Annotated in this window: 23 protein-coding genes and 1 pseudogene; 5 read left to right on the top strand and 19 right to left on the bottom strand. The window is 60.9% G+C overall.

Annotated features, from left to right (window positions below):
* Positions 1-5: 5 nt before the first annotated feature.
* The 11 genes from C0J29_RS32825 to C0J29_RS14435 all read right to left on the bottom strand — a co-directional run bounded on the left by C0J29_RS32825 (position 6) and on the right by C0J29_RS14435 (position 13248).
* Entirely contained in the window at positions 6-902 is an 897-nt protein-coding gene (locus C0J29_RS32825; protein ID WP_162951465.1) for a helix-turn-helix domain-containing protein, read from the bottom strand.
* 158 nt (positions 903-1060) lie between these two features.
* Positions 1061-1882, bottom strand: a complete 822-nt coding sequence (locus tag C0J29_RS14480; RefSeq protein ID WP_162951464.1) for a GIY-YIG nuclease family protein — start codon at positions 1880-1882, stop codon at positions 1061-1063.
* Positions 1882-2616, bottom strand: coding sequence for a hypothetical protein (locus C0J29_RS14475; protein WP_120792755.1), 735 nt, complete (start codon positions 2614-2616; stop codon positions 1882-1884). The genes C0J29_RS14480 and C0J29_RS14475 overlap by 1 nt, the downstream gene beginning before the upstream one ends.
* The gene (locus tag C0J29_RS14470) at positions 2613-5741 is read right to left on the bottom strand and encodes a type I restriction endonuclease subunit R (protein ID WP_120792754.1); all 3129 of its coding nucleotides are present in this window, start codon (positions 5739-5741) and stop codon (positions 2613-2615) included. The genes C0J29_RS14475 and C0J29_RS14470 overlap by 4 nt, the downstream gene beginning before the upstream one ends.
* Positions 5738-6634 carry a GIY-YIG nuclease family protein gene (locus C0J29_RS14465; RefSeq protein WP_242460435.1) on the bottom strand — a complete coding sequence of 299 codons (897 nt, stop codon included), beginning with the start codon at positions 6632-6634 and terminating at the stop codon, positions 5738-5740. The genes C0J29_RS14470 and C0J29_RS14465 overlap by 4 nt, the downstream gene beginning before the upstream one ends.
* Positions 6635-6636: 2 nt before the next feature.
* Complete coding sequence (locus C0J29_RS14460) at positions 6637-7992, bottom strand: restriction endonuclease subunit S (protein ID WP_120792753.1); 1356 nt, start codon at positions 7990-7992, stop codon at positions 6637-6639.
* Positions 7989-9965, bottom strand: coding sequence for a type I restriction-modification system subunit M (locus tag C0J29_RS14455; RefSeq protein ID WP_120792752.1), 1977 nt, complete (start codon positions 9963-9965; stop codon positions 7989-7991). The genes C0J29_RS14460 and C0J29_RS14455 overlap by 4 nt, the downstream gene beginning before the upstream one ends.
* Before the next feature lie 890 nt (positions 9966-10855).
* On the bottom strand, positions 10856-11227 hold the full coding sequence (locus C0J29_RS14450; RefSeq protein ID WP_120792751.1) for a hypothetical protein: 372 nt from the start codon (positions 11225-11227) through the stop codon (positions 10856-10858).
* Positions 11228-11377: 150 nt separating this feature from the next.
* The gene (locus C0J29_RS14445; RefSeq protein WP_120792750.1) at positions 11378-11956 is read right to left on the bottom strand and encodes a recombinase family protein; all 579 of its coding nucleotides are present in this window, start codon (positions 11954-11956) and stop codon (positions 11378-11380) included.
* Positions 11957-12211: 255 nt separating this feature from the next.
* Positions 12212-12733 carry a hypothetical protein gene (locus C0J29_RS14440; protein ID WP_120792749.1) on the bottom strand — a complete coding sequence of 174 codons (522 nt, stop codon included), beginning with the start codon at positions 12731-12733 and terminating at the stop codon, positions 12212-12214.
* Complete coding sequence (locus C0J29_RS14435) at positions 12730-13248, bottom strand: hypothetical protein (protein ID WP_120794725.1); 519 nt, start codon at positions 13246-13248, stop codon at positions 12730-12732. The genes C0J29_RS14440 and C0J29_RS14435 overlap by 4 nt, the downstream gene beginning before the upstream one ends.
* A gap of 280 nt (positions 13249-13528) precedes the next feature.
* Between C0J29_RS14435 and C0J29_RS14430 the strand changes: the two genes are divergently transcribed.
* Positions 13529-14596 carry a CHAT domain-containing protein gene (locus tag C0J29_RS14430; protein ID WP_120792748.1) on the top strand — a complete coding sequence of 356 codons (1068 nt, stop codon included), beginning with the start codon at positions 13529-13531 and terminating at the stop codon, positions 14594-14596.
* A gap of 189 nt (positions 14597-14785) precedes the next feature.
* Here C0J29_RS14430 and C0J29_RS14425 read toward each other — a convergent pair whose 3' ends face one another.
* The 4 genes and pseudogenes from C0J29_RS14425 to C0J29_RS14415 form a co-directional block, all read right to left on the bottom strand.
* Complete coding sequence (locus C0J29_RS14425) at positions 14786-16225, bottom strand: serine/threonine-protein kinase (RefSeq protein WP_120792747.1); 1440 nt, start codon at positions 16223-16225, stop codon at positions 14786-14788.
* A gap of 553 nt (positions 16226-16778) precedes the next feature.
* Positions 16779-16976: a hypothetical protein gene (locus C0J29_RS33755; RefSeq protein WP_242460434.1), complete on the bottom strand. Its 198-nt coding sequence runs from the start codon at positions 16974-16976 to the stop codon at positions 16779-16781.
* 45 nt (positions 16977-17021) lie between these two features.
* Positions 17022-17156: pseudogene (locus tag C0J29_RS34765) on the bottom strand (DUF2510 domain-containing protein); the annotation flags it as partial.
* Complete coding sequence (locus tag C0J29_RS14415; RefSeq protein ID WP_120792745.1) at positions 17153-17761, bottom strand: hypothetical protein; 609 nt, start codon at positions 17759-17761, stop codon at positions 17153-17155. The gene C0J29_RS14415 and the pseudogene C0J29_RS34765, both read right to left, overlap by 4 nt.
* 492 nt (positions 17762-18253) lie before the next feature.
* Between C0J29_RS14415 and C0J29_RS14410 the strand changes: the two genes are divergently transcribed.
* The 4 genes from C0J29_RS14410 (at position 18254) to C0J29_RS34655 (ending at position 19934) form a co-directional block, all read left to right on the top strand.
* Positions 18254-18508 carry a helix-turn-helix domain-containing protein gene (locus C0J29_RS14410; RefSeq protein ID WP_120792744.1) on the top strand — a complete coding sequence of 85 codons (255 nt, stop codon included), beginning with the start codon at positions 18254-18256 and terminating at the stop codon, positions 18506-18508.
* 237 nt (positions 18509-18745) lie between these two features.
* The gene (locus C0J29_RS14405; protein WP_242460433.1) at positions 18746-18964 is read left to right on the top strand and encodes a hypothetical protein; all 219 of its coding nucleotides are present in this window, start codon (positions 18746-18748) and stop codon (positions 18962-18964) included.
* Positions 18965-18996: 32 nt separating this feature from the next.
* Positions 18997-19353: a DNA-binding protein gene (locus C0J29_RS14400; RefSeq protein ID WP_242460432.1), complete on the top strand. Its 357-nt coding sequence runs from the start codon at positions 18997-18999 to the stop codon at positions 19351-19353.
* Complete coding sequence (locus C0J29_RS34655; RefSeq protein WP_308494738.1) at positions 19350-19934, top strand: excisionase family DNA-binding protein; 585 nt, start codon at positions 19350-19352, stop codon at positions 19932-19934. The genes C0J29_RS14400 and C0J29_RS34655 overlap by 4 nt, the downstream gene beginning before the upstream one ends.
* Positions 19935-20032: 98 nt before the next feature.
* On the opposite strand, the gene C0J29_RS32820 is transcribed toward C0J29_RS34655, so the two are convergent.
* The 4 genes from C0J29_RS32820 to C0J29_RS14380 form a co-directional block, all read right to left on the bottom strand.
* Complete coding sequence (locus tag C0J29_RS32820; RefSeq protein WP_162951462.1) at positions 20033-20290, bottom strand: hypothetical protein; 258 nt, start codon at positions 20288-20290, stop codon at positions 20033-20035.
* Positions 20235-20480, bottom strand: a complete 246-nt coding sequence (locus C0J29_RS14390; protein WP_120792741.1) for a hypothetical protein — start codon at positions 20478-20480, stop codon at positions 20235-20237. Before C0J29_RS14390 ends, C0J29_RS32820 begins: the two co-directional genes overlap by 56 nt.
* Before the next feature lie 777 nt (positions 20481-21257).
* Positions 21258-21929, bottom strand: a complete 672-nt coding sequence (locus C0J29_RS14385) for a hypothetical protein (RefSeq protein ID WP_120792740.1) — start codon at positions 21927-21929, stop codon at positions 21258-21260.
* A gap of 145 nt (positions 21930-22074) precedes the next feature.
* Complete coding sequence (locus tag C0J29_RS14380; protein WP_120792739.1) at positions 22075-22278, bottom strand: hypothetical protein; 204 nt, start codon at positions 22276-22278, stop codon at positions 22075-22077.
* Positions 22279-23204: the final 926 nt, after the last annotated feature.

Here is a 23204-nt window from a genome sequence, read left to right as displayed (position 1 = left end):
GATTACTATCGGCGAAAGTTGCCACGGCGCTGAGTCAGGCGGGTCCGCGCCTGCGAGGGACGGCAGTGCTCAAGATTGAGCGGCGGATCTAGTTGCGCAACAACTCCTTTCTCTACCTGACCCAGCGCGTCCCGGTCGTCAAACGGGGCGATCACAACCCGAAGATGGTCAGCGATCCAGGCCGAAACCTGCGCGTTGCTATCCGGATCGAGCTTCCCGCCCTTGACCGGCACCAGGGACAGGCGATCAGCTAGCAGGCTAGAGACTGTGAGCCGGAACGTGGATGACCTCGCGTTGCCCCTGATGTGCTGTGTGCCAATCCTGCTCAGAAGGGTGGCTGCCGATTTTGCGCCGGAAGGCCATCTCGTGGCACCGGCTTGCCCGACGTACAGAAGGGGGGGCAGGTGCATCCCGACCGCCTCGCCTAAGACATTGCATGCTTCGTCATCGCCCCACCACGAGTACATCCCGGGGCGCGCAGCTTGAAGAGTGTCGGCGGGAAATAGAGCTGGTTTGGTCGCAGCGTCCTGGCGAGTGAGTTGCCACACAAGCGCGGAAATCTCGGATGACAAGTCGACCGATGACCTGCCTAGCCGAAGTTGATGTTCGGGAGTCGGACGAGTCGTGTGCCCTGCGAGTTCAGCAGCGGCAGAGCCAATTTGACCTGACTTCGGTCGCTTAGACTGTGGGTTGCCTGCTGCCTTATCACTGGCCGACAGCCGTCGGTTATCGGATTTTGACCGCTTCTGCTTGAGCGCAGACAACGTTTCCGCGACGACATAGCCACGACCGTCGATAAGTACACGGTCAAGCCGACCCTGCGCGATCCAATCGCCGAGCGTCGACCGATGGACACCCAGATAGGCTGCCGCGTCGTCGTAGCTTACGTAGGTTTCAGCCATCAAACCGCCTTATTCAGGGTTCGCCACGTCAATAGACATGCTCAGCGCTGGACCACCCAACCGAATAGACGCAAGATGCACCTGAGCACCCTCAATGCCCGAAATCGGGGTCATGCCGCGATTATCACACCCGAGTGCGGGCTGTCGGCGATGACCGCCTAATTCTTGTTGAGGCCGAACTGTCGGGTTAGAAGAACGTCCTTCCAGTACGACTCCCGGTCCAGGACTTCTTTATCGCGGGTACGCATAGACCAAAACTCAAGGAGCGCGAACCTGAGGTTGGACCGAGCGTAAGCAGGTCCTTTCTGCCCGACCAGTTCCTTGAGAGCGACGTTGTTACCGTGCAAGCCATCGACATACTGACGCAGCCTTGCCCAGATCCCGGTATCCCCATAAGCAGCGCCGACGTAAGCCTCGCCGGTCGCGATGTCATGGATGACGTACACACCCTTCATGTACTGCAAGGCCCCGCGCCAGTCATTCCACTCCTGGGTTACCGCCGTCTCTAAGACACCGAGGGTGTGGTTAATCTGGTCGTGCCCAGGAAACGGCTCACCTGTATACGGCAGCTTCGAGATGGACACGACCTCGATGTCGTCAAGGTAGGTGTCCATGTTGAGTCGGATAGCGCGGCCTCTCGGGCGGAACTTCACCCATAGCCGTTTGATGAACGCACCCATCAGGTCGTCACGCAAGGCGATCTTGTAGGAATGGGCATTCGGCTTACCGCGAGCCTTGACTTCGAAGATCCCTCCAAAGAGCCAGAGTGACGGGTCGTTTCGGTCACGAGCCAGCGCGAAGATGTACCGCCGGTTGAACTCATTGCGAGCGGGCCGCCACCGGCTCCACCTGACCCACTCGTCCCATGAGCGCGTCAGGACGTCAATTGGGTGGTCTTCACCGTTCCAGACCGCGCAGTGCAATTTGCACTCCGTCGGGTCAAGGTCGCCAATCAAGCTCCTCAGCGGGATTGCAGCCATCATTCCTGACCTTTCGTGGAGGCTTGCCGGGAAGTGACAGGGACGTCCTCGTTGTCTAGCCACCACAGCAGTTGGTCGAGAACGAGTCGTGATACGCCGATCTCATCCGCAGCAGCTCGGGCCACCAGGAGCGCCGCGTGCGGATCGTCGGGTATCGAGAAGCCAAGTGAGCGTAATGCTTTCACCACGCGGGTGTCGGGCTTGATGGCATCGGCACCTGAACGCATCCGGGCGTAGGCGAACAGGGCCAACCCGATCCCTTTGACTGAGCCGACGACTGGGTCGAGTTTCGGTGCATGCTCAAACGCTCCGCAGCGGTCAGCCCACACCCGGCAAAGTTGGTCTTCCGCGTCTGCGGCGGTGAGCCCTTGCTCAGAGGCGAAGGCGCACAGTCTGTTCGCCACATCATGGATCGTTGTGACTTCGTTGTCGGAAAGGCCGTATTTCTCTCGTTGCAGCGGGCGGGAGGCAAGCCAAGCGATGGTGTGTTCGGCGTTGCGGGATTTCCAGTCGGCCACGATGTTGCGCACCCGCGTCGTATACCGGCGTTGCCGCGACGCAACGACGTCGACAATCATTGCGCCTCGCGAGTTCTCGTACTCTGAGGCATAGTTGAGCGCCCTGGTATGGGCTTCCGTGCCGTGAGCGCGGTTGAGGTCGCGCAAGTTCTTGACCGCCAGCTTCCAGTGGGGATTACTGCGCAGCAGCAGGGCTGCGGGTGAGGAGTCGGTCACGCCGTCGGCTTCAAGCCCTGGTAGATGATGGGCACAAGTTCCCCGAGCAGCTTCGATGACAGCTGGGGGTTGTTGAGGATCTGCGTGGACAAGTCCTCGGAGGAGGCCATTGCCCCAATCACGGCGGTGACGAACTCGTTCTTCAGGTCTGGGCTGGCAGAGAACTGAGCCAGGCTGTTGTTCTGGGCCTGCTGTTGCAGGGTCTCGCTTTCTTCGAGCCGGTCTTTGATGTGGGTGACGACGTTGCGAACGCTTGAGTCGGGGTGCTCGCCGGAGAAGAGATCGTTGATCTGGGCGATGACCTGTTCCAGGGCGACCAGTTCGGGATCGCGGGCCGTTCCGGTCCCCCCGGCTTTCGCTGGTTCGAGCATCACACCACCGGATAGCTTTCCGTCGGTGGACTGCCCGGCGTGCTGGGCTAGGTAGTCAAAGTCGACTCCGGAAAGATCGATTTCGTGGTGGAGTTGGTCGCTGGCGATCATAGGCGCGAGGTGGCGTAGGTAGATCGAGAGCTTCTCGATAGCGGGGTCTTCGTAGTTGACGATCTGGGACAGGAAGTCGTACTGGCGCAAGAACGTACCGATGTCCTTGCGGAAGATGTCCAGCTCCTCCAAAGCCAGGCTGTCGCCGTGGTCGCGAGCTTGGAGTTCCCGGTCCCGGAACACATCTCGTGCTGGCTTGATCCACTTGTTGAGCGCTTCGTGGCCCTTACCGGGCTGTTGGGCGTACTTCAGGTAGTCAGCGACCAGACCGTTGACCTCGGACTCTTGGTAGATCCCGGCAGCATCAAGCTTGTTGACCGTCTGGTGCACAATGTTGGGATCGGTGACATCGGCCAGAGTGGTGGCCTCGTAGTAGGGTTCGAAAGCCTCCACGATGTCCTCGGCGGCGTTGGCGAAGTCCAGGACGAAGGTCTGATCCTTGCCCGGCGCGGTCCGGTTGAGCCGCGACAGCGTCTGCACCGCCGCCACCCCCGATAGCCGTTTGTCGACGTACATCGCGACCAGCAGCGGTTGATCGAAGCCAGTCTGGAACTTGTTGGCCACCAACATCACCTGAAATTCGTCTGTGGCGAACGCATCGCGCAGATCGCGGCCTTTCAAGCCAGGATTCATCAAGGCAGAGGCCTCGGTGACCTTCTCCAACCCCGAGTCGGGGTCGGTGACTTCGCCGGAGAACGCCACCAGCGCCGCGATGTTTGTGTACTTGCGCTCATCGATGTACTTGTCGAAGGCCAGCTTGTAGCGCACTGCCGCCTTGCGCGACGACGTCACAACCATCGCCTTGGCCCTGCCGTCGAGCCGCCACGCCACGTTGTCGCGAAAGTGCTCGACGATGATCGCGACCTTCTGGCTGATGTTGGTGGGGTGAAGCTTGACCCAGTTCATCACCGACCTGATGGCTGCACTCTTGTCCACTAGGTCCCCGTCGCGTTCACCGGAGACCTGGACGGTGCCGGAGGCGGCGGTTTCTTCAGTCTGGAATGTCTGGCCGTGGTGGGTGAGCCGGAAGGCGGTCTTGTACGGGGTGTAGTTGCGCAGGACGTCCAGGATGAAGCCCTCGTCGATGGCCTGCTGCATCGAGTACAGGTGGAACGGGTGCGGGTTGTCGTTGACGCTGGACTTATGACCGAACAGCTCTAGGGTCTTGGCCTTGGGGGTAGCGGTAAATGCGAAGAACGACAGATTCTTTGATTCGGCCCGTGCGGCCATCTCTGCCGCTAAGACGTCTTCTGCGTCTACTGTGCCGCCGTCGGCGAGTTCGTCCAGCTCTGTGGCCGTCAGGGCCGCTTTGAGCCGCTTGGATGCTTCCCCTGCCTGCGACGAATGGGCTTCGTCGGCGATGATCGCGAAATTCTTGCCTTTAAGGTCGGCTTGCTCCTGGATCAGCTGCAGGGCGTAGGGGAAGGTCTGGATCGTGACGATAATGATTTTCGTGCCCCCGGTCAGCGCCTCCGCCAGCTCCTGAGATTTGGGCCCACCCAAACCGGCGATATGCGCGACAACCCCAGGGGTGCGGTCGATTTGGCGGATCGCCTCCTGCAACTGGGCATCTAGCACGTTGCGGTCGGTGATCACGATGACGGAGTCGAAGACCGGCGTGTTGGCGTCGTCGTGCAGCACCGAAAGCCGGTGCGCCAACCATGAAATGGAGTTGGTCTTGCCTGATCCGGCAGAGTGCTGAATGAGGTACCGCTGCCCCGGCCCCTTGCTTCGGGCGTCGGCCACCAAACGGGTGACCACGTCCCACTGGTGGTAGCGCGGGAACAGCATGGTCTGCGTGCGGACCTTCTTGTTGGAGGCGGGGTCGATCTTCTCGTCGATCTGCAGGTGCAGGAACCGCCCGAGGATGTCCAGCCAGGTGTCACGGTCCAGGATCTGCTGCCACAGATAGGCCGTCGGCGAGCCGTGCGGGTTCGGTGGGTTCCCGGCATGGCCGTGGTCGCCACGGTTGAACGGTAGGAATATCGTGTCCTTGCCCGTCAGCTTCGTGGTCATCTGCATCTCGGAGTTCGACACCGCGAAATGCACCACCGCCCGAGACCCGAACGCCAACAGGGGTTCTCCCTTGGGCAACCGGTGATTCTTGTACTGCAGCACCGCATCGGTGATGTTCTGGGTGAAGTCGGTCTTCAACTCCGTTGTCGCGACGGGAATGCCGTTAACGAAAAACACCAAGTCGATGCTGTTGGCGTTCTTCGTGGAGTAGTGCACCTGTCGCATCACCCGTAGGCGCACCGCGTCGTACTTCTTGGCCGTCGTGTCGTTCAGCGACGTATTCGGGCGGAACTGGCACATCGAGAACTGGGCGTTGAGGTCCTTGAATCCCCGCCGCAGCACCGAGAGCGTGCCGCCGTTGGCCTTCGGATCGGCCCCCAGCGCCTTCACCAGAGTTGCCAGCACACCGCGCTGCGCCTTGGCCAGCGCCTCGCCCGTCAGGCCAGGCTTAACTCGCTTGGCTAACTGCTCAGGCTGAGTGTCAGCTAGCCACCCGAAGACGTCGTCGGGGAACAGTGCCAGTTCACGGTCATAACCCTGGTCCGTGGGCGAGTACAGCCAGCCGTGCCCGGCCAAGTGCTCGCAGATCTCGGTCTCGAACGAGGACTCATGGTGCTGCTGGGTCATTGCGGCTTCGCCTCGGCGCTCCTCGGTGCAATGGCGAGCTGTTCCAGGTCACTAATGGATTGCCCCTTACCGTTTCGCCAGCTCGTCCGCCCGTTGTTCTCGCCCCCCACAAGAGCACACCCTGCCGCCGACGGAGAACCGAACAGGTGATCTCTGAGGAAGACCAGGTCATGCTCGCCGACCTTGATCACGCCCTCTGCTTCCAGAGCTGCGCGCTGCACCGTGATGCCTGGCCGGGCGGACTTGCGGATGTCGGGACGCCCCTTGGACCCTGCGAGAACCAGCAGCCCTTCCGGGGTCTGAAACCCGGTTGCCTCGCATCCTGCTTCACGGAAGAACAGGCTCTCCGGCTCGCCAGTGTCCGTCTTCGTCGGCAGAAACGCAGCGGGCTTCACGGCGTCGAGCACAGGTGCACCCAGAGTCGCTAACAGCACGGCGATGGTGTCGATGAACTCCTGACAATCAGCCTCAAGGGGCTCGGGGGTGAACGGGTTCGATGCCTGGTTCCCGTTGACCAGGTTGTAGCGCCCTGCGGCCCTAGCCCGCCCCAGTGACAGCCATTCAAGGTAGGCCGCATGGGTGGAGGTCCACTCATTGGTTAGTGATACCGCGACCATGGCTCTGGTCCAGAAATCCTTGGCAGAAGTGTGCTGCTGCAGCCTCACACCGACATTCCCGGATTGGCCGATGTAGCACTGCGGCGCTTCATCGTCGTTCGAGCCGAACAAGTAGTAGACACCGACTTGCCCAGACTCTGGACGCTGCAGGAACTGCGGGAGCAGCGAGCGAGGTACCTCGAAGACCCGGACGGTGCGTGTCGTCAGGTTGGCCACCCGCATCCCGGCGGGGTCGCCGAACGGCAGGTAAATCTGGATCGTCTGCGCCCGTGCCACGGCTAGGCCACCGCCCCACGCACGTCGATCTTGCCGGTGACCGCATCAGTAATGAGCGCGGCGCGGTACTCACGCAGTACCGTAATGACCGCGTTTGCCTTTACGACGAGCGCATCGAGACCGGCGCAGCGTTCGTTGAGATGGCCGACAATCTCGTCCTGCTCAGCGCGAGGGGGAAGGGAGAACGTGAACGCCCCCAGGATCGTGCTGTTGGTCGACGCGAGGTTTGTTGTCTTCTTGGCGGTCATGAAGAAATAGTTGCGACCCACTGCGGTGTCTAGCAGGTACACCAGGAAGTCACCGGAAAGTGCATCCGTGCAGCGCACGGCGAAGACATGGTTCTGGTGAATACAGGGCGCGATCTCGCCGGACCAGACGCACCCTCGTCCAAGCTTGTCGATGTCCCCGCCCTCGGTCATGAGAACATCGCCGTCCCTCAGCAGGTACCGTTTCAGCTCCGATCGGTGAACTGCCACCGTCTTCACCTCGTCGAGGTTGACGCCACTGGTCTGAACGTTAGCGACACGCAGATAGGGCACGTCCACCGCTTCGGCGGGATCTATTGACTTTCCGAGGGTGAGGCCCGTCTGAACTTCTGCCAACCGCTTCAAGCTGATCTGCACTGTCCAGTGTTTTGGACAGGCGGGAAGCTCGGAGTTGTGGGGCTGCACCATGTCGACTGTCGGGTCGAGCCCTTTGGTAACGGCGTGGGTGATGGTGGCGGTGCGGTCCTCGCGCAGGGTGGCGATGAGATGGTCCTGCTTGGCGATCAGCGCATCAATCTTCGCCGTCTCAGCTTCCAGGAAGTCCGCAATTTGCAGCTGTTCGTCCGGCGGAGGGAGGGGGATGTTGAGGTTGTCGATCGCGTACTGGCCGAGTCCGACACGTGTCAGCCCGTTCGCGCTCACTTCCATTGAGGCCTTGAGATAGTGGCTGTCAAAGAGCCTCTTGACGAACCTCCCGTCAAGTCCCGGCAGAGGTCGAACCACGGACAAGTGATAGCCGCATAGAACGTCGGGAAGGGTCTCCTCAACGTAGGCACTAATCCCGATATCATCCGCCGTCTCGGAGTCCTTGGTGATTATCGTGTCTCCCTGCTTGAGGGTGAACTTCTTGATCTCTCCGGGAGTGGCTGTCGCTTTCATGAAATCCAGTGCGCCAGAGATGCGCTCGTTCTTGTAGACGTCCGTGTAGTTGCAAAGCTGGACAGGTATCTCGTTGTCATGTGAATGCTTGTCTACGCTGCTCGGAAATACGGTTGCGACATTCTTGAGCGGCGACACAGCCCAGCCCGAAGGAACGCGACCTAGCCACTCCACGCCGGAATCGTTGTATCGCGGGTAACTCGGCCAGCTCATGCGCCTACCTCGGCGAGCATGGCTTGGATTTCTCCCACGAGGACGCGGAGGTCTTTCTGAATTTCTTCAAGGGGTCGCGGTGGTACATAGCGGTAGAAGTGGCGGGTGAAGGGGATCTCGTAGCCAATCTTGGTCTTGTTGTGGTCGATCCAGGCGTCCGGAACATGGGGCAGTACTTCACGGGCGAAGTACTCCTCGATGCCTTCGGCTAGCGGCACGTTTTCGGTGTCACGCAACGCAGGGTCTGGTTCTGGGTTGCCTTTGGAGTCCGTAACGATCACAGCATCATAGTCGTGCTCTCCGAGAGTCGACCAGATCGACTTTACCAGTGGCGCAGGAGGTTTCGGCCAACCCGCCTTCTTGAGTGCGTCATTAAGTTCGGTGATGAACTCATCACGATCCTTCCACTCCCACCCGATCAAACCAGTAAGCGCCTTACGGATCGCGGACTTCTCACCCTCCTTGAGCTTGTCGATGCTCTTCTGCGCGAGGACTTCCTCCACCTTTTCGTCGGTCGGGGTGAACTGCAGTTGCAGGGGGCGTTCGACGGTGATCGTGGAGTAGCCGAACTCTTCGCCCTTGAAGATCTTCGAGTGCGCGTCGTGTTCGTCGGTCGCATGCTGGTTGCAGAAGCTGTCGTAGAGGTCGCAGATCTTCTCGATGTCGTTGGAGCGCAGCTCTTTCCGCTTGGATCCAAGTGACTTCCGCATCTTGCCGTACATGTCGACGGCGTTGATGAGCTGAATCTTGCCCTTGCGCTTGGAGGGCTTGTTGTTATCCAAGATCCAGATGTAGGTTGCGATCCCGGTGTTGTAGAACATGTCGGTCGGCAGGGCGATGATCGCATCCAGGAGGTCGTTCTCAATTATCCACTGCCTGATGTTGGATTCTCCGGACCCCGCACCACCGGTGAATAGGGGTGATCCGTTGAGAACGATGGCCAGTCGGCTGCCGCCTTCGCCCTTCGTTACGGGCTGCATCTTGGAGATCAGGTGTAGCAGGAACAGCAGCGACCCGTCAGAGACGCGGGGTAGGCCTGGGCCGAACCGTCCGGCGAATCCGCGCTGCTCGTATTCGTCGGTGACCTTCTTCTGCTGGGTGTTCCAGGCCACCCCGAACGGGGGGTTAGACAGTAGGAAGTCGAAATGGTCGGTGCGGAAGCCGTCGTCGGTCAGGGTGTCGCCGAGGTAGATGTTGTCGACGTCCTGGCCCTTGACGATCATGTCGGACTTACAGAGGGCATAAGAGCGAGGATTGATGTCCTGGCCGTACAGCACCGGTCGCGCTTTGGGATTCATTTCGACGAGGTGGTCGAAGGCGGTAGAAAGCATTCCGCCGGTCCCGGCAGCAGGGTCGTAGATCGTCCGCACGACACCAGGTTTGGTGAGCGCGTCGTCTTGGGTCGAGAACAAGATGTCGACCATCAAGGCGATGACTTCACGGGGGGTGAAGTGATCACCCGCCTGGGTGGAGTTGGACTCGGCGAACTTACGGATGAGTTCTTCGAAGATGTAGCCCATGTCGTGCTGGGTGACGACCTTGGGATGCAGATCGACGGCAGCGAATGCCTTGACGATCAGGTAGAGACGGTCGGACTTGGCGAGGTTGGCGATCTCGTCGAGCATCTTGTAGCCGTCGAAAACATCACGCACATTCGGGGAGAAGTGCTCGATGTAGTCGACCAGGTTGTCGGCCACGCCCTCGGGGTCGCCGATCAGGGAGGCGAAGCTCCACTTCGAGGTGTTGTAGAACGGCAGCTTGAACTTGGCCTTCAACAACACCGCTGGATCGACCTTGGTCGCTGAGATCTTCTTGTACTCGGCGAGTACCTCGTCCTTCGTCGGCTCAAGGATGCAGTCCAGGCGGCGCAAAATGGTGAACGGCAGGATCACGTCGCCGTATTGGTTGGGCTGATACGGCCCCCGTAGCAGGTCGGCAATCTTCCAGATCAGGTTTGCGTTGGTGTGCGCCATGTTGAGGTTGGTCTCCTCGCCTATCCGTCTGACACGGCGAAGTTACCCCGAAGACCTGACAGCCGAAAGGAGGTCGGGCCCGTGCAGCCGAGGTGGCTTCTGCCAGGAGTGGCCGTCAACATCCGACGCAAAGCCAGGCATTCCGCGCTGAGAGGAAGCGACCGGTGAATGATAGCGGAAGGCATTCTCGCGATTTGGACAACGAGAGTCGCCCAGGGAGACTGCATTGACGCTAGATGGGGCACCCGTCATGTCAAGCAATGCAAGAACAATGTTGTGAAAGATCGACGGAAGTGCGCGAGTGCAGACTGGGAGGGACCGAGTGAATACTTCCGGGTGGGAGATCAGCAGCGTCCGCTGCGATTCCTGTGACCATCCTCAGTACATCAGATGTCATCGCACCGTAGACAGGCGCAGCACTGAAGAGATAGTCACCCGGTTTGAGCTTCGTTGCCGAAATAGCGATTGCGAAACGGGCCAGTCGTTTTCTCTCCTTGAGCCCCGGCGCTGCGAAGCTCAGGTTCTCTACTCGCCTTGGTACCCAAGCCTTCCCATCTTGTTGCGCGTTGATGGAGACTCTGATGATCCTGAAACCTGGCACTTAATTACAACGATCCGTTATGAACCTTGCAGCATGGATAGGCCCCCCTATCGCACAGGCATCGACGAGATGGCGTTCATATTCCTTGATGGGACGCCAATGGTGGTTGTTAACAAGACCGATCTTGTCGAGTTCGCCATTCCTCGCCACGTCGGTAGTTAGGTGTTTGAGGAGGTCGCGCACCTCTAAAGACAAAAACATGAAGTCGCCTCGCTGACGCTGCTGTTAGCGAGGCCGAGGTGAATGAGGCTCGCCACGCCCACGCGCTCGCCGCTTCATGTCATCCGGCCTAGACGGGCCAACTGGCCGGTGCCTGTTTTCGATACCAGTTCAGGTGCGCGCCGGTGCGACACTCCGCTACCGCGTACCGAATACAGCCTTTCGGAACCGTCGACTCGCTGACCAAGCGCTCGATCGCGGCGTGATCGTTGGGGTCTAGGTCGGGCTCTCCGACGGCCTCCTGGACCAGCGCGTAGTGCGCCCAGATTGCGCGTCGGGCCGCTCCGCGTTCAACGGTTGCGCCGTCCCGCACGCTGACTACCTCGTCGGGGTAGCGTGCCAGCACGCTCGCCAACGACATTCCTCCGGCGAACAGGCGAGCTGCCTCAGCGCGCGTCACTGCGTTGGGCCAGTATCCCAATCGTTTCTGAACGAGGTTCATCACTCTCCTTCCCCGTCGGCGCATCTCCGCCAACCCCTGCTGTCCTTCAGGGACAGGGACTCTCAGTTTTTATCCAGGACGGCGTCATTGCGGGGGTTTCATTGATTATCGCCGACATGTTTTGGTCAAAGTTCAGACTCTGCCTGGGTTTTACGTCAATGGCATCGACGAAAGCGGCACTTCGCCGAAGTAGCGGTACACCGTGGCACGCGAGACTCCCAACATTTTGGCGATGTCATTGGCGTTGATGCCCTTATCGCGCAGGTTGCGCGCCTTGGCGGCAGCAGCGTCGTCAACCTTGCGGGGGCGTCCTCCCTTGCGCCCGTTGGCCGCAGCCGCCGCGAGTCCGGCGCGGGTGCGCTCGATCATGGTGTCTCGCTCAAGCTGCGCGAAGGCGGCCATGATGGTGAGCATGGCTTTGCCCATCGGGCCGTCGGTGTGGAGCCCCTCGGTCAGGCTCCGGAACCCAATCCCGCGAGACATCAGATCGTCGACGATGTTGAGAACATTCTGGGTGTTGCGCCCGAGGCGGTCGAGCTTCCAGACGGTGAGGACGTCGCCCTCGCGGAGGTGGTCCACGCAGGCGTCGAGCTGCGGGCGGCTAGCCTTCGCCCCACTCACGCCGTGGTCGGTGAAGATGCGCACAGCACCGGCTTGTTTGAGTGCGTCGAGTTGGAGCTTCGGATTCTGATCGCTCGTGCTAACTCGCGCGTACCCAATGATGGCCAAGCCCGCTCCTGTCCAGAATCCCGTCAGTCTACAGGTTTTGAGAATAATGGTTATGAGACGAGTTTTCAAGACAGAGCATCCAGACATCGAACCAGGACGCAGCCGTGGCGAGGCGGTGCCGTCTCAGTCGCATCAACCCATCGTTTTCGAGACACGGGGATAGCGGCATTTTGTCGCCTTCGGGCCGAGTCACGCCGCCGCCCGCAACGGCGGCACCGCGTCCCAGTGGGCGTCGATGCGACGGCGGACGACGCTCTAGAGGCCGCGATTCTCCGCTGCTGCCTTGTGAATGGCGGTCTTGAGTCCTTCGTAGGCACATTCACACGGACTGAGGGCTCTCAACGGTCCGAGCCCAATCGTCTTCTGCTCGGGGAGTTTGCTGGTAGGCAGCACATAGAAGGTCCATTGTGCGACATCGAGCGGGTTGATGGCATCACGGTCCTCACCTTCGAGCAGACAGAAGACGTACACGTCGGCGCTTCGCCCCACACTCTCCGCGAAGGTGTCGGTGCGGGCGTCCCAGCCCATTGCGGGGCGGACGCCGAACACGATCTTTGATAGCTGGGTTTGCTTCCACGTCTGCACGTACGCAGCCGACTTCACCTCGACACCGATATCACCGATGACAAGGTCGTACCGGTCCCATTCCACGCGCTGCGTGTCGTGAATGCCGAGTGCTGTAGCCACGATGTACTCGGCCAGCACGCCGCGATTGGTGTTAGACAGCAGGTCGCCGTACGCCCACTCCCAGAATCCCTGTTTGTTCGGGTGAGTCATCGTCGAGTCCTCATCGCTTGAGCAGTTCCCTTTCCCAGTACGGTCGTCACTTTGTGCCGGTCGATGCCATCGAGGGTCAGCACCGCTTCAGGTCGGGTGATCCGCTTTATATCCTCGGCAGTCGGCTGCGGCACCAGCAGCGCCAGTTCTCGTGCCTCGTAAACGTCGATGTTGGTGTGTATCCACTGGTTCTGTTCGGTCAGTTCGTGGTCGACGCTCACGAACCAGTTCGCCACAAAGTCCTGCAGGTGCGGGATGAGAGTCCAGACCTTGCGCCGGGCGAGTGCCGACCGCGCATCAGGCCGGGTGAATGCGAGCCAGGTGAGTTCTCCACTGTCGGCCTCGGTGAGCTTCCAGAACGCCCGACCATTGTGCGTCAGGACATTCGGCGGCCTCGTGGCGGCGATCTCTTGTCCGATCTCGCGGGCCAGCCTTCGGTAATCGGGCAGCGTGTCGGTCCAGTTGGGCGCGCTGTCGAAGTAGTCGTGTGGCCACTTGCCACGAACGTCGTCCATCAATCGCATCCCCTCACGGCGGCGGAACCACTGCGCCTGGCCTCGCTCCGTTCACGACACCCGTTCCCCGGTTGCCTCCAACACCCTCAGCCATCGTATGTCGGCAGATGTCTTTGGCCATTTCGAAAGAGAGGATCGTTTTCGAGACGCACTGCCTTCCTGCGTGTGAGCAGCCTCGCCACGCGGGTGCGTCATGGGGTGGGCCGTCGGGGGTGCCCGGTAGCTTCGGGGCCGTGCGTTGAAACAGCGAGGCATCGCTGCCTAAATCCTGGGAGTTGGAATGAGTGCAAGCCAGTATCAGCGCGACGTGGAGCGCAAACGGGGACAGAGAGCAGACGCAGAGAAGAAAGCTGGCGAATACCGAAACAAGGAATCCAAGTGCCGCGCTGAGGCGGCGAAGGCGAGGCACGCCGCAACTAAGACCAAGAGCGAGTCGACTGTTCGAAGTAAGTTGCGTGAGGCAGAACGCGCTGAGGAAAAAGCCGCCTCAGCGGGCAGAGAGGCGTCCCGATGGCAGGACCGAGCGGCGGGTTACGCCAAGGACGAAATTGCTGCCAGCTCGAAGCTCAGCCGCGCTCAACGGTCGGAGGCTGACGCTGCTGAGCGCCAGCGCAAGCGTGACGAGCAACGACGAGTTCAAAAGTCGCCTCCCGACGGCGCGGCGATCGAATCCCGGATTCGTCGGGTCGAGTCGGCGGTTCAGCACGTAGTTCATCAGATGCGGACACCGTTGCCAGAGAAGCTTCGTGTCCTGATACTGGGCGCATCATCTGAGGGAGATCTTCGAGTTGGACGCGAGCAGAAGCGGATTCGCGCCGCCGTGCAATCGGCGCTCCACCGCGACCTTATTGAAATCGACGCTCGCCCGGCAGCGACAGCTAATGACCTCCTTGACGGACTCTCCGGGTTCCGCCCACACGTCCTACATTTCTCCGGCCATAGCAACCAGTCTCTGATCGTCTTCGAGGATGAACGCGACGAGCCGCACGAAGGAGTCATCGTCACGGCGAGAGCTTTCATGCGCGCGATGCGCGCAACCGATGGTCCCCCGGTACTAGTCGTCTTGAATGCGTGCAATTCAGCCGCGCAGATCGACGAGCTGGTCGCCCAAGTCGTCCCGTTCGCTATCGGTATGGCCGACAGCATCGACGACAGCGATGCCATTAACTACGCCGCCCACCTCTACGCTTCAATCGCTGACGGGCAGTCAATCCGCTCATCGCACCTTCGAGCGCAGTCTGCACTCGAACTAGCAGGGTTGGAAGGTGCCGACCTACCGATGCTTGCGTGCTCCGAACAGGCCGACCCGGCCAACACTGTGTTGGTGCGTCCGCCAAGCGCGGAATAGCCGTAGGCAGACCGTTCGTACACCGCCACCCAAAGAGCTATAAACGCCGACCTTCATTGCGTCGCAATAGACTCGGCTGAGCCTAAGTAACCGTCTTGCGCCATCGGTCCGCTTGAAGTGACCATGCTAGACGGCGTCCATCTATTACACGCCGACCTCATTTGCCTCGATCTGTGCGTCGGTGATTATTCAGAATTGCGCCCACATGTTCGCGTGCTCGCGGCACAGGTAGTCGGCGGCGTAGATCATCAGCAGCGCCTGGTCGTAGGAAGATCCAGAAGGATAGTTGGGATAAACCACCCTGGTCGCCGCCACGCTGTCATTTGGGTAGCGGTCCATCGCCCGGCACGCCTGAGCACCCAGGGCCAGCACGTTGTCGTCGGTGGCGCATGCCGCCGCAGTCGGCGCATTCGAACAGTCCGAATACCTCGACACCAGAACGGCGGACGGCAGGGTGCGCGCCTGTGCGAGAAAGGCCGCCTGGTCCCCTTTCGGCTTCGGGCGATCCGCGGTCACCGTCACCGTCGGAGCGGGCGCTGCCGAAGTGGGGACAGCCATCGGAGGCGGCGGAGGCGGAGCAACACTTGTCGTGGTCGGCGTCGTCGGAACAGGCGTGGTAGTACCAGCCGAGTTGGATTGTTGGCTTTCCCAGGGCCGGAACGCTAAGGCGAGGACGGCGATCAACAGAATGATCGCGGCGATACTGGCCGGGATCGTCCAGGCATGCCGAGATCCGACGGCAGGTGATTCGGCAGTTGGTCTCGTAGCGATTGCTGACGCGGCTCCCGATCCCGGTGACTCATCACGCAGGGCCTTCGCGAACGCCGAGCAGGATGGGAATCGGTCTGCGGGGTTCTTGGCCAATGCTATTTGAAGTACGTCGTCGAAGCGTGCAGAGTCGGGGCAGTGGTGCCTTAGCTTGGGCGGGGTTGAGTTCAGGTGACGGCTGATGACGACAGCGGGGTTTGAGTGCGGAAACAGTTGCGCGCCGGTCAGCAGGTGGTAAGTGGTTGCAGCCAGCGCATATTCGTCGGCTCGCCCGTCCATGGCTTCGCCCATGAGTTGTTCTGGTGCTGCGTAGGCGACGGTGCCGACCGTTATATTGGTGGTCGTAAGTCCGCCGGTGTCATCGAGAGGTCGGGCGATGCCGAAGTCGGCGAGCAAAATGCCTGGGTCATCGGTGTCGAGGTTAGCGACCATGATGTTGCCCGGCTTGACGTCGCGGTGCAGTACCCCTTTCTTGTGGGCGTAGTCGAGCGCACGGGCGACGGCGGTAACGACCATTTCAGCTAGGTCGATTGGCATGCCTGCCGAATAGCGTTGCTCCAAAAGGTGATTCGCGTCAGTGCCTTCGATATAGTCCATCGCAATCCACAGCTGGCCCTCATGCTCGCCTCGGTCATGGACGCCGACGATGTGTGGGTGGCGTAGCCCGGAAGCCAAATCAGCTTCACGAATAAATCGCTCTCGAAACGACGGGTTGCTAGAGACGTCTGGTCGAAGAACCTTCAATGCGTCCCGGCGAGGAAGCCGAGGATGCTGAGCCAGATACACCTCGCCCATGCCCCCGGAGCCCAGCAGGCGGACGATTTTGTATCCGGCGAAGGTCTCACCGTTCGTCAACGGCATAGGCGGATAGTACCGAGGTGCCGGGGACTTGTATCGATCCCCGAGAGGTACTCCAACACCCCGGGAGGTCGCCGATCGAGCCCGAACTGACCCGCGTCTCGGCCAAGCTGAAAATTCTGTCGCGGCCTTCTGCACGACTCAAGGCCGATCAATCGGCCTCGAAAATCAGTTCTTCCGTAAGACGCCGAACCCGTCGTGGCAGCCCTGCATGTAGTCACCCGCACTGGCGGGCATCGGGCTGTTGAGGCCATTTTGATAGCGGGACAGGAACATTCGGCACCAATCGTTGACGACGTAGTCGGGCAACCCAGATTGGGATCCTGGCTGCTGAACGTAGTTCTTCCGAGCCCAGTTCGCTCCGTCGTTGTAGCCCTGTTGATATGAGCTACTCGGACCGCTAGACGTCTCAGCGGACGAATGACTCGATGACCCGGCGCACGCCGACACCGACACCGTCGCCGCACTAGCCACGGCGCAGAGCAGCAAGGAGAAACATCGCGGTAGCCGCGCTTTTGTGCCGACCTGATCCACCCCTCGGTTCACGCCATACCGCCTATAAGTTGCCCGTGTCGACGCAAAATTTGATGGCCGAGTCGCGCTGCGCTCCCCTGTACCCCTCGCGGTCAGCTGCCGCCCTGCAATCCTTGTACCTTTGGCTGTGCCACGGCTCGGACTGAATGACAAGAATCACGACGATCAGCAGCACGATGCCCACGACGCCCGCGATTACCGCCTTCGACGTGCTGCTCATACGTTGCCAGAATTGGACGAAGGGGTCTCCCCCTGGCGGCGGCCTGTAGCCGGTCCATTGTTGGCCGTCCCAGAACCGCTGCCGAGGCGATCCGTCGGGGTCCGGATACCACCCTGGGGTTCCGCCGCGACTTGGCTCGCCAGGCTGTGGGGGTTGCTTGGGTTCGCTCACAATCCTCATCTCTGATCTTCTAGTGGGCCGAGCCGGTCGAACCGCGAATCCTTCTGCCAGCCGGAACCGAAGAGCCCGTAGGCAATCCACAAGGCCAACACGGGCGCGGGTGGGCCGGTGAGACGCAGTGGCGCTACGTCGCCGGTGAACTCCAACATGGTGTTCCAGTTGTCGAAATCGACGTGGAACGCACTGACTCGCGATAAAGCGAAGTCAAGGGTCCGTTCCGGGAGAGCAGTGATTACGCGCTGTGAGGTGATGTAGACGACGGCTGTCGCTTCGTCTCGCCACCGCACTTGGGCGTTCTGCTGCGCCTTTTCCTTCGCGTACTGATTCGCCAGAAGTGCAGCGCCCCAAGCCCCCACGACGAACCCTGTCGATCCCGCCACGAAGGGGTTGATAGTGCGGTAGCGGCCACTGCCACCGTACAGCCGGTCATAGCGCACGTGCGGAACGGCAATCCGGCCCTGCTCACCCTGCTGCATGATTGGACCTTCAAGGTTCATCGGGGGCGGCACATTGCCTTCGCTGCGCAGCCATCGGGCCATCTCGCAGGCCACGTTCCAATAGAACGTAGGCGACTTGAGGTCGACATCCTCGACGCCGCCGCTCATTCAACGATCTCGGCAGACGCAACATCCTGGTAGGCAGTTACACCGCGCCGAGCGTCGTCGTTTGAGTCAATCCTAAAGACGGTCAAGGGGTCTGGGCTCACGCTCACTCCCAGTCGCTGCCGTAGCACCCCAAGAAGCCGTCGGGCGTATAGGGGTTGCAGCCCGACCCAGGGACAGGGCGACTGTAGATAGGCTGACACATCTTCGTCGCAGGGTCGTAAGAGTAGTTGACCGGACAACCAGAATTAGCGGTTGCCAATGCCGGGTTGACCCACGCACCGAACAATGCACTCGCGAGGAGTGCAAGCGAATACAGACGAAGTCTCAAGGTCGTTCCTCCTTCGGTGCAAAATCGCGTCCCGACCTCCGGTGTGCATTTCCGTCCAGCGGTTGTTCCTGATCGGTTGGATTGTCCAAGTGCCAGCGCAGGCCTGATCAGTGTACTACTAGTAGGGCAGACACCCGATCGGTTTTGGCCGATTACTAGGACCCGTGCCCACTCGCCCGAGTCAGAATGATCCCGACCGGGTCGCAGCATGGGAACTCCGTCGTCGCCAAGTTGGGGGCAGAATCCGAAAGCTTCGCGCCGAGAGGAACCTCACGCAAGAAACCCTCGCTTTGCGGTCCGGCGTCACGAGGAATGTCTTGATCGACGTGGAGCTGGGACGACGCGGCCTGCTGTACGAACGCCTATTCGACATCGCCGATGCGCTTGGTGTAGAAGCAGCCCAGCTCCTGGGCGAGTAGCTAGAACTCGGGCAAGCCCTAGGATTGGACGCAGAGCAAGTTCTTCTGCCGTCACCAACAAAGTTGTCAGCTCTGAGTTCAAATGTTCTTTCCGCGCGGGGCGATTAACGTCTCGCCGGTGGGAGCCGGACGACAGCGCGGAAGGCGCGGAGCATGCGCGGACGGATCGGTGCATATGAGTCCTGGGCCAGGACACCGGACAGGGCGGCACGGACTTGGCCAGCTAGGAAAGCAGCGTTGGAGCGATTCGAGCGCGACGTGGCCCCCAGGGGAATTGACGCCCAGGAGCGCGCAAAGCGTGCCGAGTGGGCGCGCAAGGCCCACATGCAACGGATGGCGCTCAAGTCGGCGGCGGCACGGCAGCGGCGAAAACTCATTTGTCAGACCTGCGGTCAACCGAAGGATTCTGCAGCGGCGCTGTGCCCTGAGTGCCTCGACAAGATTCGCGAGCCGTGACCGTACTTCCTCCATGGCTTACCGTCGCGCAGGTGGCAGAGCACTGCGGTGTCGACCGCGCTGAGGCTTACCAGCGCCTGCTGCCGAAGTTGGATGTCCGTCGAATCGGCGTCCGGGGCGGGGCTACGCCGTGGGGTCGGCTGATCCGCGTCGAACGGGGATCGTTACTTCGGCTGTGCGGTCAACCCGATGTCGCTGCAGAAGTGGTGCCGCGTTGGGTGACGCTCACGCAGGCCGCGAACTACTACCAGGTCAGCAGCCACCTCATCCACCAGCTCATCGCCCATGAGCAACTCGACGCCCGGCGTATCGGCTCTGGAAGGGCTATCCGTATCAACCGGGACTCGCTGTTGCAGCTAGGTCGCATCCGCATCTGGGAGCCACCGTGAAGCGTCGCTACATCACCGTTGCCGAGACCGCCGAGTACCTTCAGGCCAGCCCGAAAACGGTGCGGCGCTTGATCACTGACGGCGAGTTGACCCGTTACCGGATGGGCAGTTCGCGGCGCACGATCCGGGTCGACCTCAACGAGGTCGACGAACAGCTGATGCGCCCCCTGCACGGTCCGCCGCGAGTGCGGAAGCGGCGAACGTGTTCAGCGGCAACCAGGAATCCATTGGGTCATAGCTCTCCGCAGGTCGCGGTTCGTGTGTGTACCTTAGGGTGCCGATCGTCGCCCGGGTCGTTGCCACATCATATGGAAGTTGCCCTCACCGGCCAGCGCTCTCTGCTGGGGAATAGACCGATGCTGGGAGCAAAGACCGCTCTATTGGAGAAGCTCGGCCAAGGGCTGCCGAGAAGCTTCACGGACGATTTGGTCAACAAGCGCAATAAGGCTGTCCACAGAGGCTGGGAACCGACGTCTGATGAGTGCGAATCCGCGATTCGGGAAGCTCTAGCTCAGGTCGAGCGAGTGTTCCGACTCCCCACGCCGCCAGGGGCCGACAGCGCACTGGTGTGCCGATGGTAGGTCGGCCCCCTCGTTGGGGCGCTGAGTTGCGGCCCTACCCGCTAAAGCCTGAAATCACCGGCGACCTACTACCAAAAGTGGCACTGACGAGTTGTTAATTAGCCCGTCAGGTCCTGAGGGCTGCCGCCAAGTTGGCGCAGCGCATCGATTGCCGCCGGGTCGTGCCGCGCGTCGGGGCGGGGCCTGCCGATGGGGTTGGGGCGCTTGGCGTGCAGCGCCCGGTCCCACACCTCGTCAGCATCAACGGCGCGCTCTTCCTCGGTGCGCATGACACGCGACAAAGCGTCGTCACCGGCGTCGTCAGGCTCGGCGCTGCGGCCCTGCGCATAGCCGCGCTTCGTAGAGCACGTCTTCATCAAACGCCTCGCACGGGCAGTCCGCGTCTACGCACTTGCCGACGTTCTCACCGTCGTCGGTGTTCCAGTGAAAGCCCTGCGGATGATTGCACAGGCACATGTGCTTCGTGGACAGCATGATGTCAAAGACCTTCGAATCGATCTGCCGCTGTCGCTTGTAATAGCCCTCGTAGGGGCTGCGCTTCGCCATCCCGCTAGCTCTCGTCGCCTCTGCGCCCGGTGTGGACGCGCGGTTTAGCCTGGCGCTGCACCGCCAAGTTCATGGTGGCTGATGACAGCCGTAAATGGGGTGCGCCACGCCGCAACTGCCCAGAGCTTCGCGGACGTCAGCACGGCTTTTGGTCAACACGCTTGACGTGCCCACTCACCAACGAGTCCGACAACCAGGGCTCAAACACAAACTCGCCATCGAGCCACTGCTCCGGCGCAATCCAGCGGCCTCCGCTTCCACCTCAGCGCGCAACTCGTCATAGGTGAGTACACGACCCCCTACACGTACCTTGTGCTGCGCCGCCAGGCGCTTGCTTGTCCCGTTGATGACCCGCTCGCCCATCCGTTCATTGTCGTTCAAGACGACACGTGAGATCGGCCAAACCAAAGTGTGAGCCCATGGTCAGTCGCGTGTGGCCATCGAAACTCATGGAGGAAAGGACAGCCCACGCTTGTCAATCACGTGCAGAACACTGCAGGCATACCACAGGCCCAGCAGATTTAAAGACCAGCAGGTATCACGCACCAGATTGCCAATCGGACAATGGCAATGCGAAGCCGCGTCCGCGCTGCGCGACTCCACGACCAGTCTGCCTTGATCGCCTTCGAGGAAATTCCGCTCTGGGATGGCCGTAACCGGGGCCGTCTTAGTATTAAGAGGCCGCGCCCACCTGCTTGGTGGCACGCGCTTACGGGCCGCGTGTTGCAAGCGATCCCGAATAGGGCCGAGTCCTCTTCGAGACACCGGTGGCGGCAGTCACGACGACACGTCTCTGTCCGAAAACTGGTCGCGGATTCTGTCGAGCCGGTCGCCAAGCCGCAAGAGTCGCTTGTGATGCTTGCTACGGCAGTCTGGTGCGACGGCATAGGCATCCGCGAAGCATTTCTTCGCGCAACGCCACTCCAATATGTCAAGCGCGGTTTCAATCTGGTCGATGTTGCGATTCACACCGTCGCGGAGCTTGTCGTTCTTCTCCGCAGGCGTCGATTCACGCTTCGGTCGCTGGTTGCGCCGGTATTTCTTGCCATCCAACCCAATCGTCGGAAGAGGATCGGTGTTAGGAACGTCTTCGGCCTCGCGCGACCGCTCCCCAGGTGTATGAGTTTCAGACACCTGAGCAAGATCGGCTTGCACCGTGTTCTTGTCGAAGCCCGTCGCTGCGGCGATAGCTCGAATACTCAGGCCAGCGTCTCTCAGCGAAGCAACTACTCCGGATCGCTCTTCCCGAGGCAGCCGCAGCCTCAAGCTTCTGAACTCCTCATGGGTGTAGGCGTCCCACGACGCATAGCCGAGTGCGGCCCACGCCCGCTGCTGGTAGGCCTGAACGATCAGGCCCCAGACCGCCTCTACGTCGGCTTTAATCCGGTCTGTGAGGTCGCGCGCCTCCTGGTGGTCCAGAGCGTCGCAGCGCAGCTCTGGGGCGCTCATGAGGCCCCGACCAGGATCTTCGCGGCAGGCCTCAGCAGAAGTTGACATAGTTGCGCGTTCTGAGCGCGCGTTGGCTGCGGGTCCACAGCGGTGAACCGGGCGATATGTATGCCGTAGGACGAGACCCCTGCGTCGTCCTGGGTCCTCACGAGGCACCCCGCAGTACGGCAAGGATCGAATTGATCTGCTTCTCGTTAAGCGGCCCTGTATCGGCCAGGAGTTCGCGTGCAAACGCGCGAATGCGGGCAACTCGGTGATCGACCCGGGCCGCGACGGTGTCGGGGTGGTCAGGGCCGAAGCGCTGCTGAAGATAGCCGTAGCGTCCGCCCAAAACGGAGATGTCGTTCAAGAGATTCCTCGCATTCCAAAACCAGGCCACCGTTTCTTTGGTTCGAACGGCGGCGTTGTGTTTGGAGCAAGGACATCGCCCCTTCCTGACGGCATGACGACGATCAGGGGACGAGTCTACCCAATCTCCGGGAGTATCGCACATCAAATACGTTGGGGTGCAACCAATCCTATAGCTATCCTGTAGACACGATGGTGTTTGCAGAACCATCGGCGGAGCTGCATTCGACCGACGCAATTCGCCTGGCATCGGTTGATCGGCTTCGCGCGGCCCGGATACCCCGACACGCCAGGTATGACGTCTTGGCGCAGTCGGTTCAAGCAATCGAAGCCAGCGTCCTCATCCGAGGTCGCTGCCAATGCGTCCTTGAGGTACTGATGGCGACACTCGTACTGATGCAGAATGATCTGCTGCGCACTCAGAAAGGCCCCGGGAATGGATGAAACCCGAGAGGGCCACGAATCAGATACGGAGAGCAGGCATCCAGCGCTAAGAAGCCGCGTGCGCGCCCGCGACTCCACAACCGGCCCGCCGCTTGCGGTCCTGCGCCTTCCAGTGACCGTGCAGTCAAGCGAGTTCGGTGCTGCCGGAGAACATTCCCGCGCAGCACTATTGCCTTGAAGCTCGAATCCGCGCCGAGGCTCCTACTACCGCTTCGCCATGCCCGCAAGTGACTCCGCTGGCGCAAGGCTGCTCCTGCAAGTAACTCCGCTGGAAGCGTGCGATCTGATCAAGTTGTTGACCGACAGACTACCTCACAGTAGGCAAGTCGCATACTCGCAAACAAGGCTATAGAACACTTTCCGTGCTTCGGGCTAGGAGTTCACGGCGGCTGCAGCTACCGTCCTCCCGGTCTTCGGCATATTCACTCGATAGTCGCTTCAGGTGGTGGTGCCGAGAACAGCACAGCGCTCCTCGCGCCAGAT

The organism is Mycobacterium paragordonae (assembly GCF_003614435.1).
Taxonomy (GTDB): Bacteria; Actinomycetota; Actinomycetes; order Mycobacteriales; family Mycobacteriaceae; genus Mycobacterium; species Mycobacterium paragordonae.
Note: the sequence above shows the minus strand (reverse complement) of the source record. Positions and strands in the feature narration are given on the sequence as shown.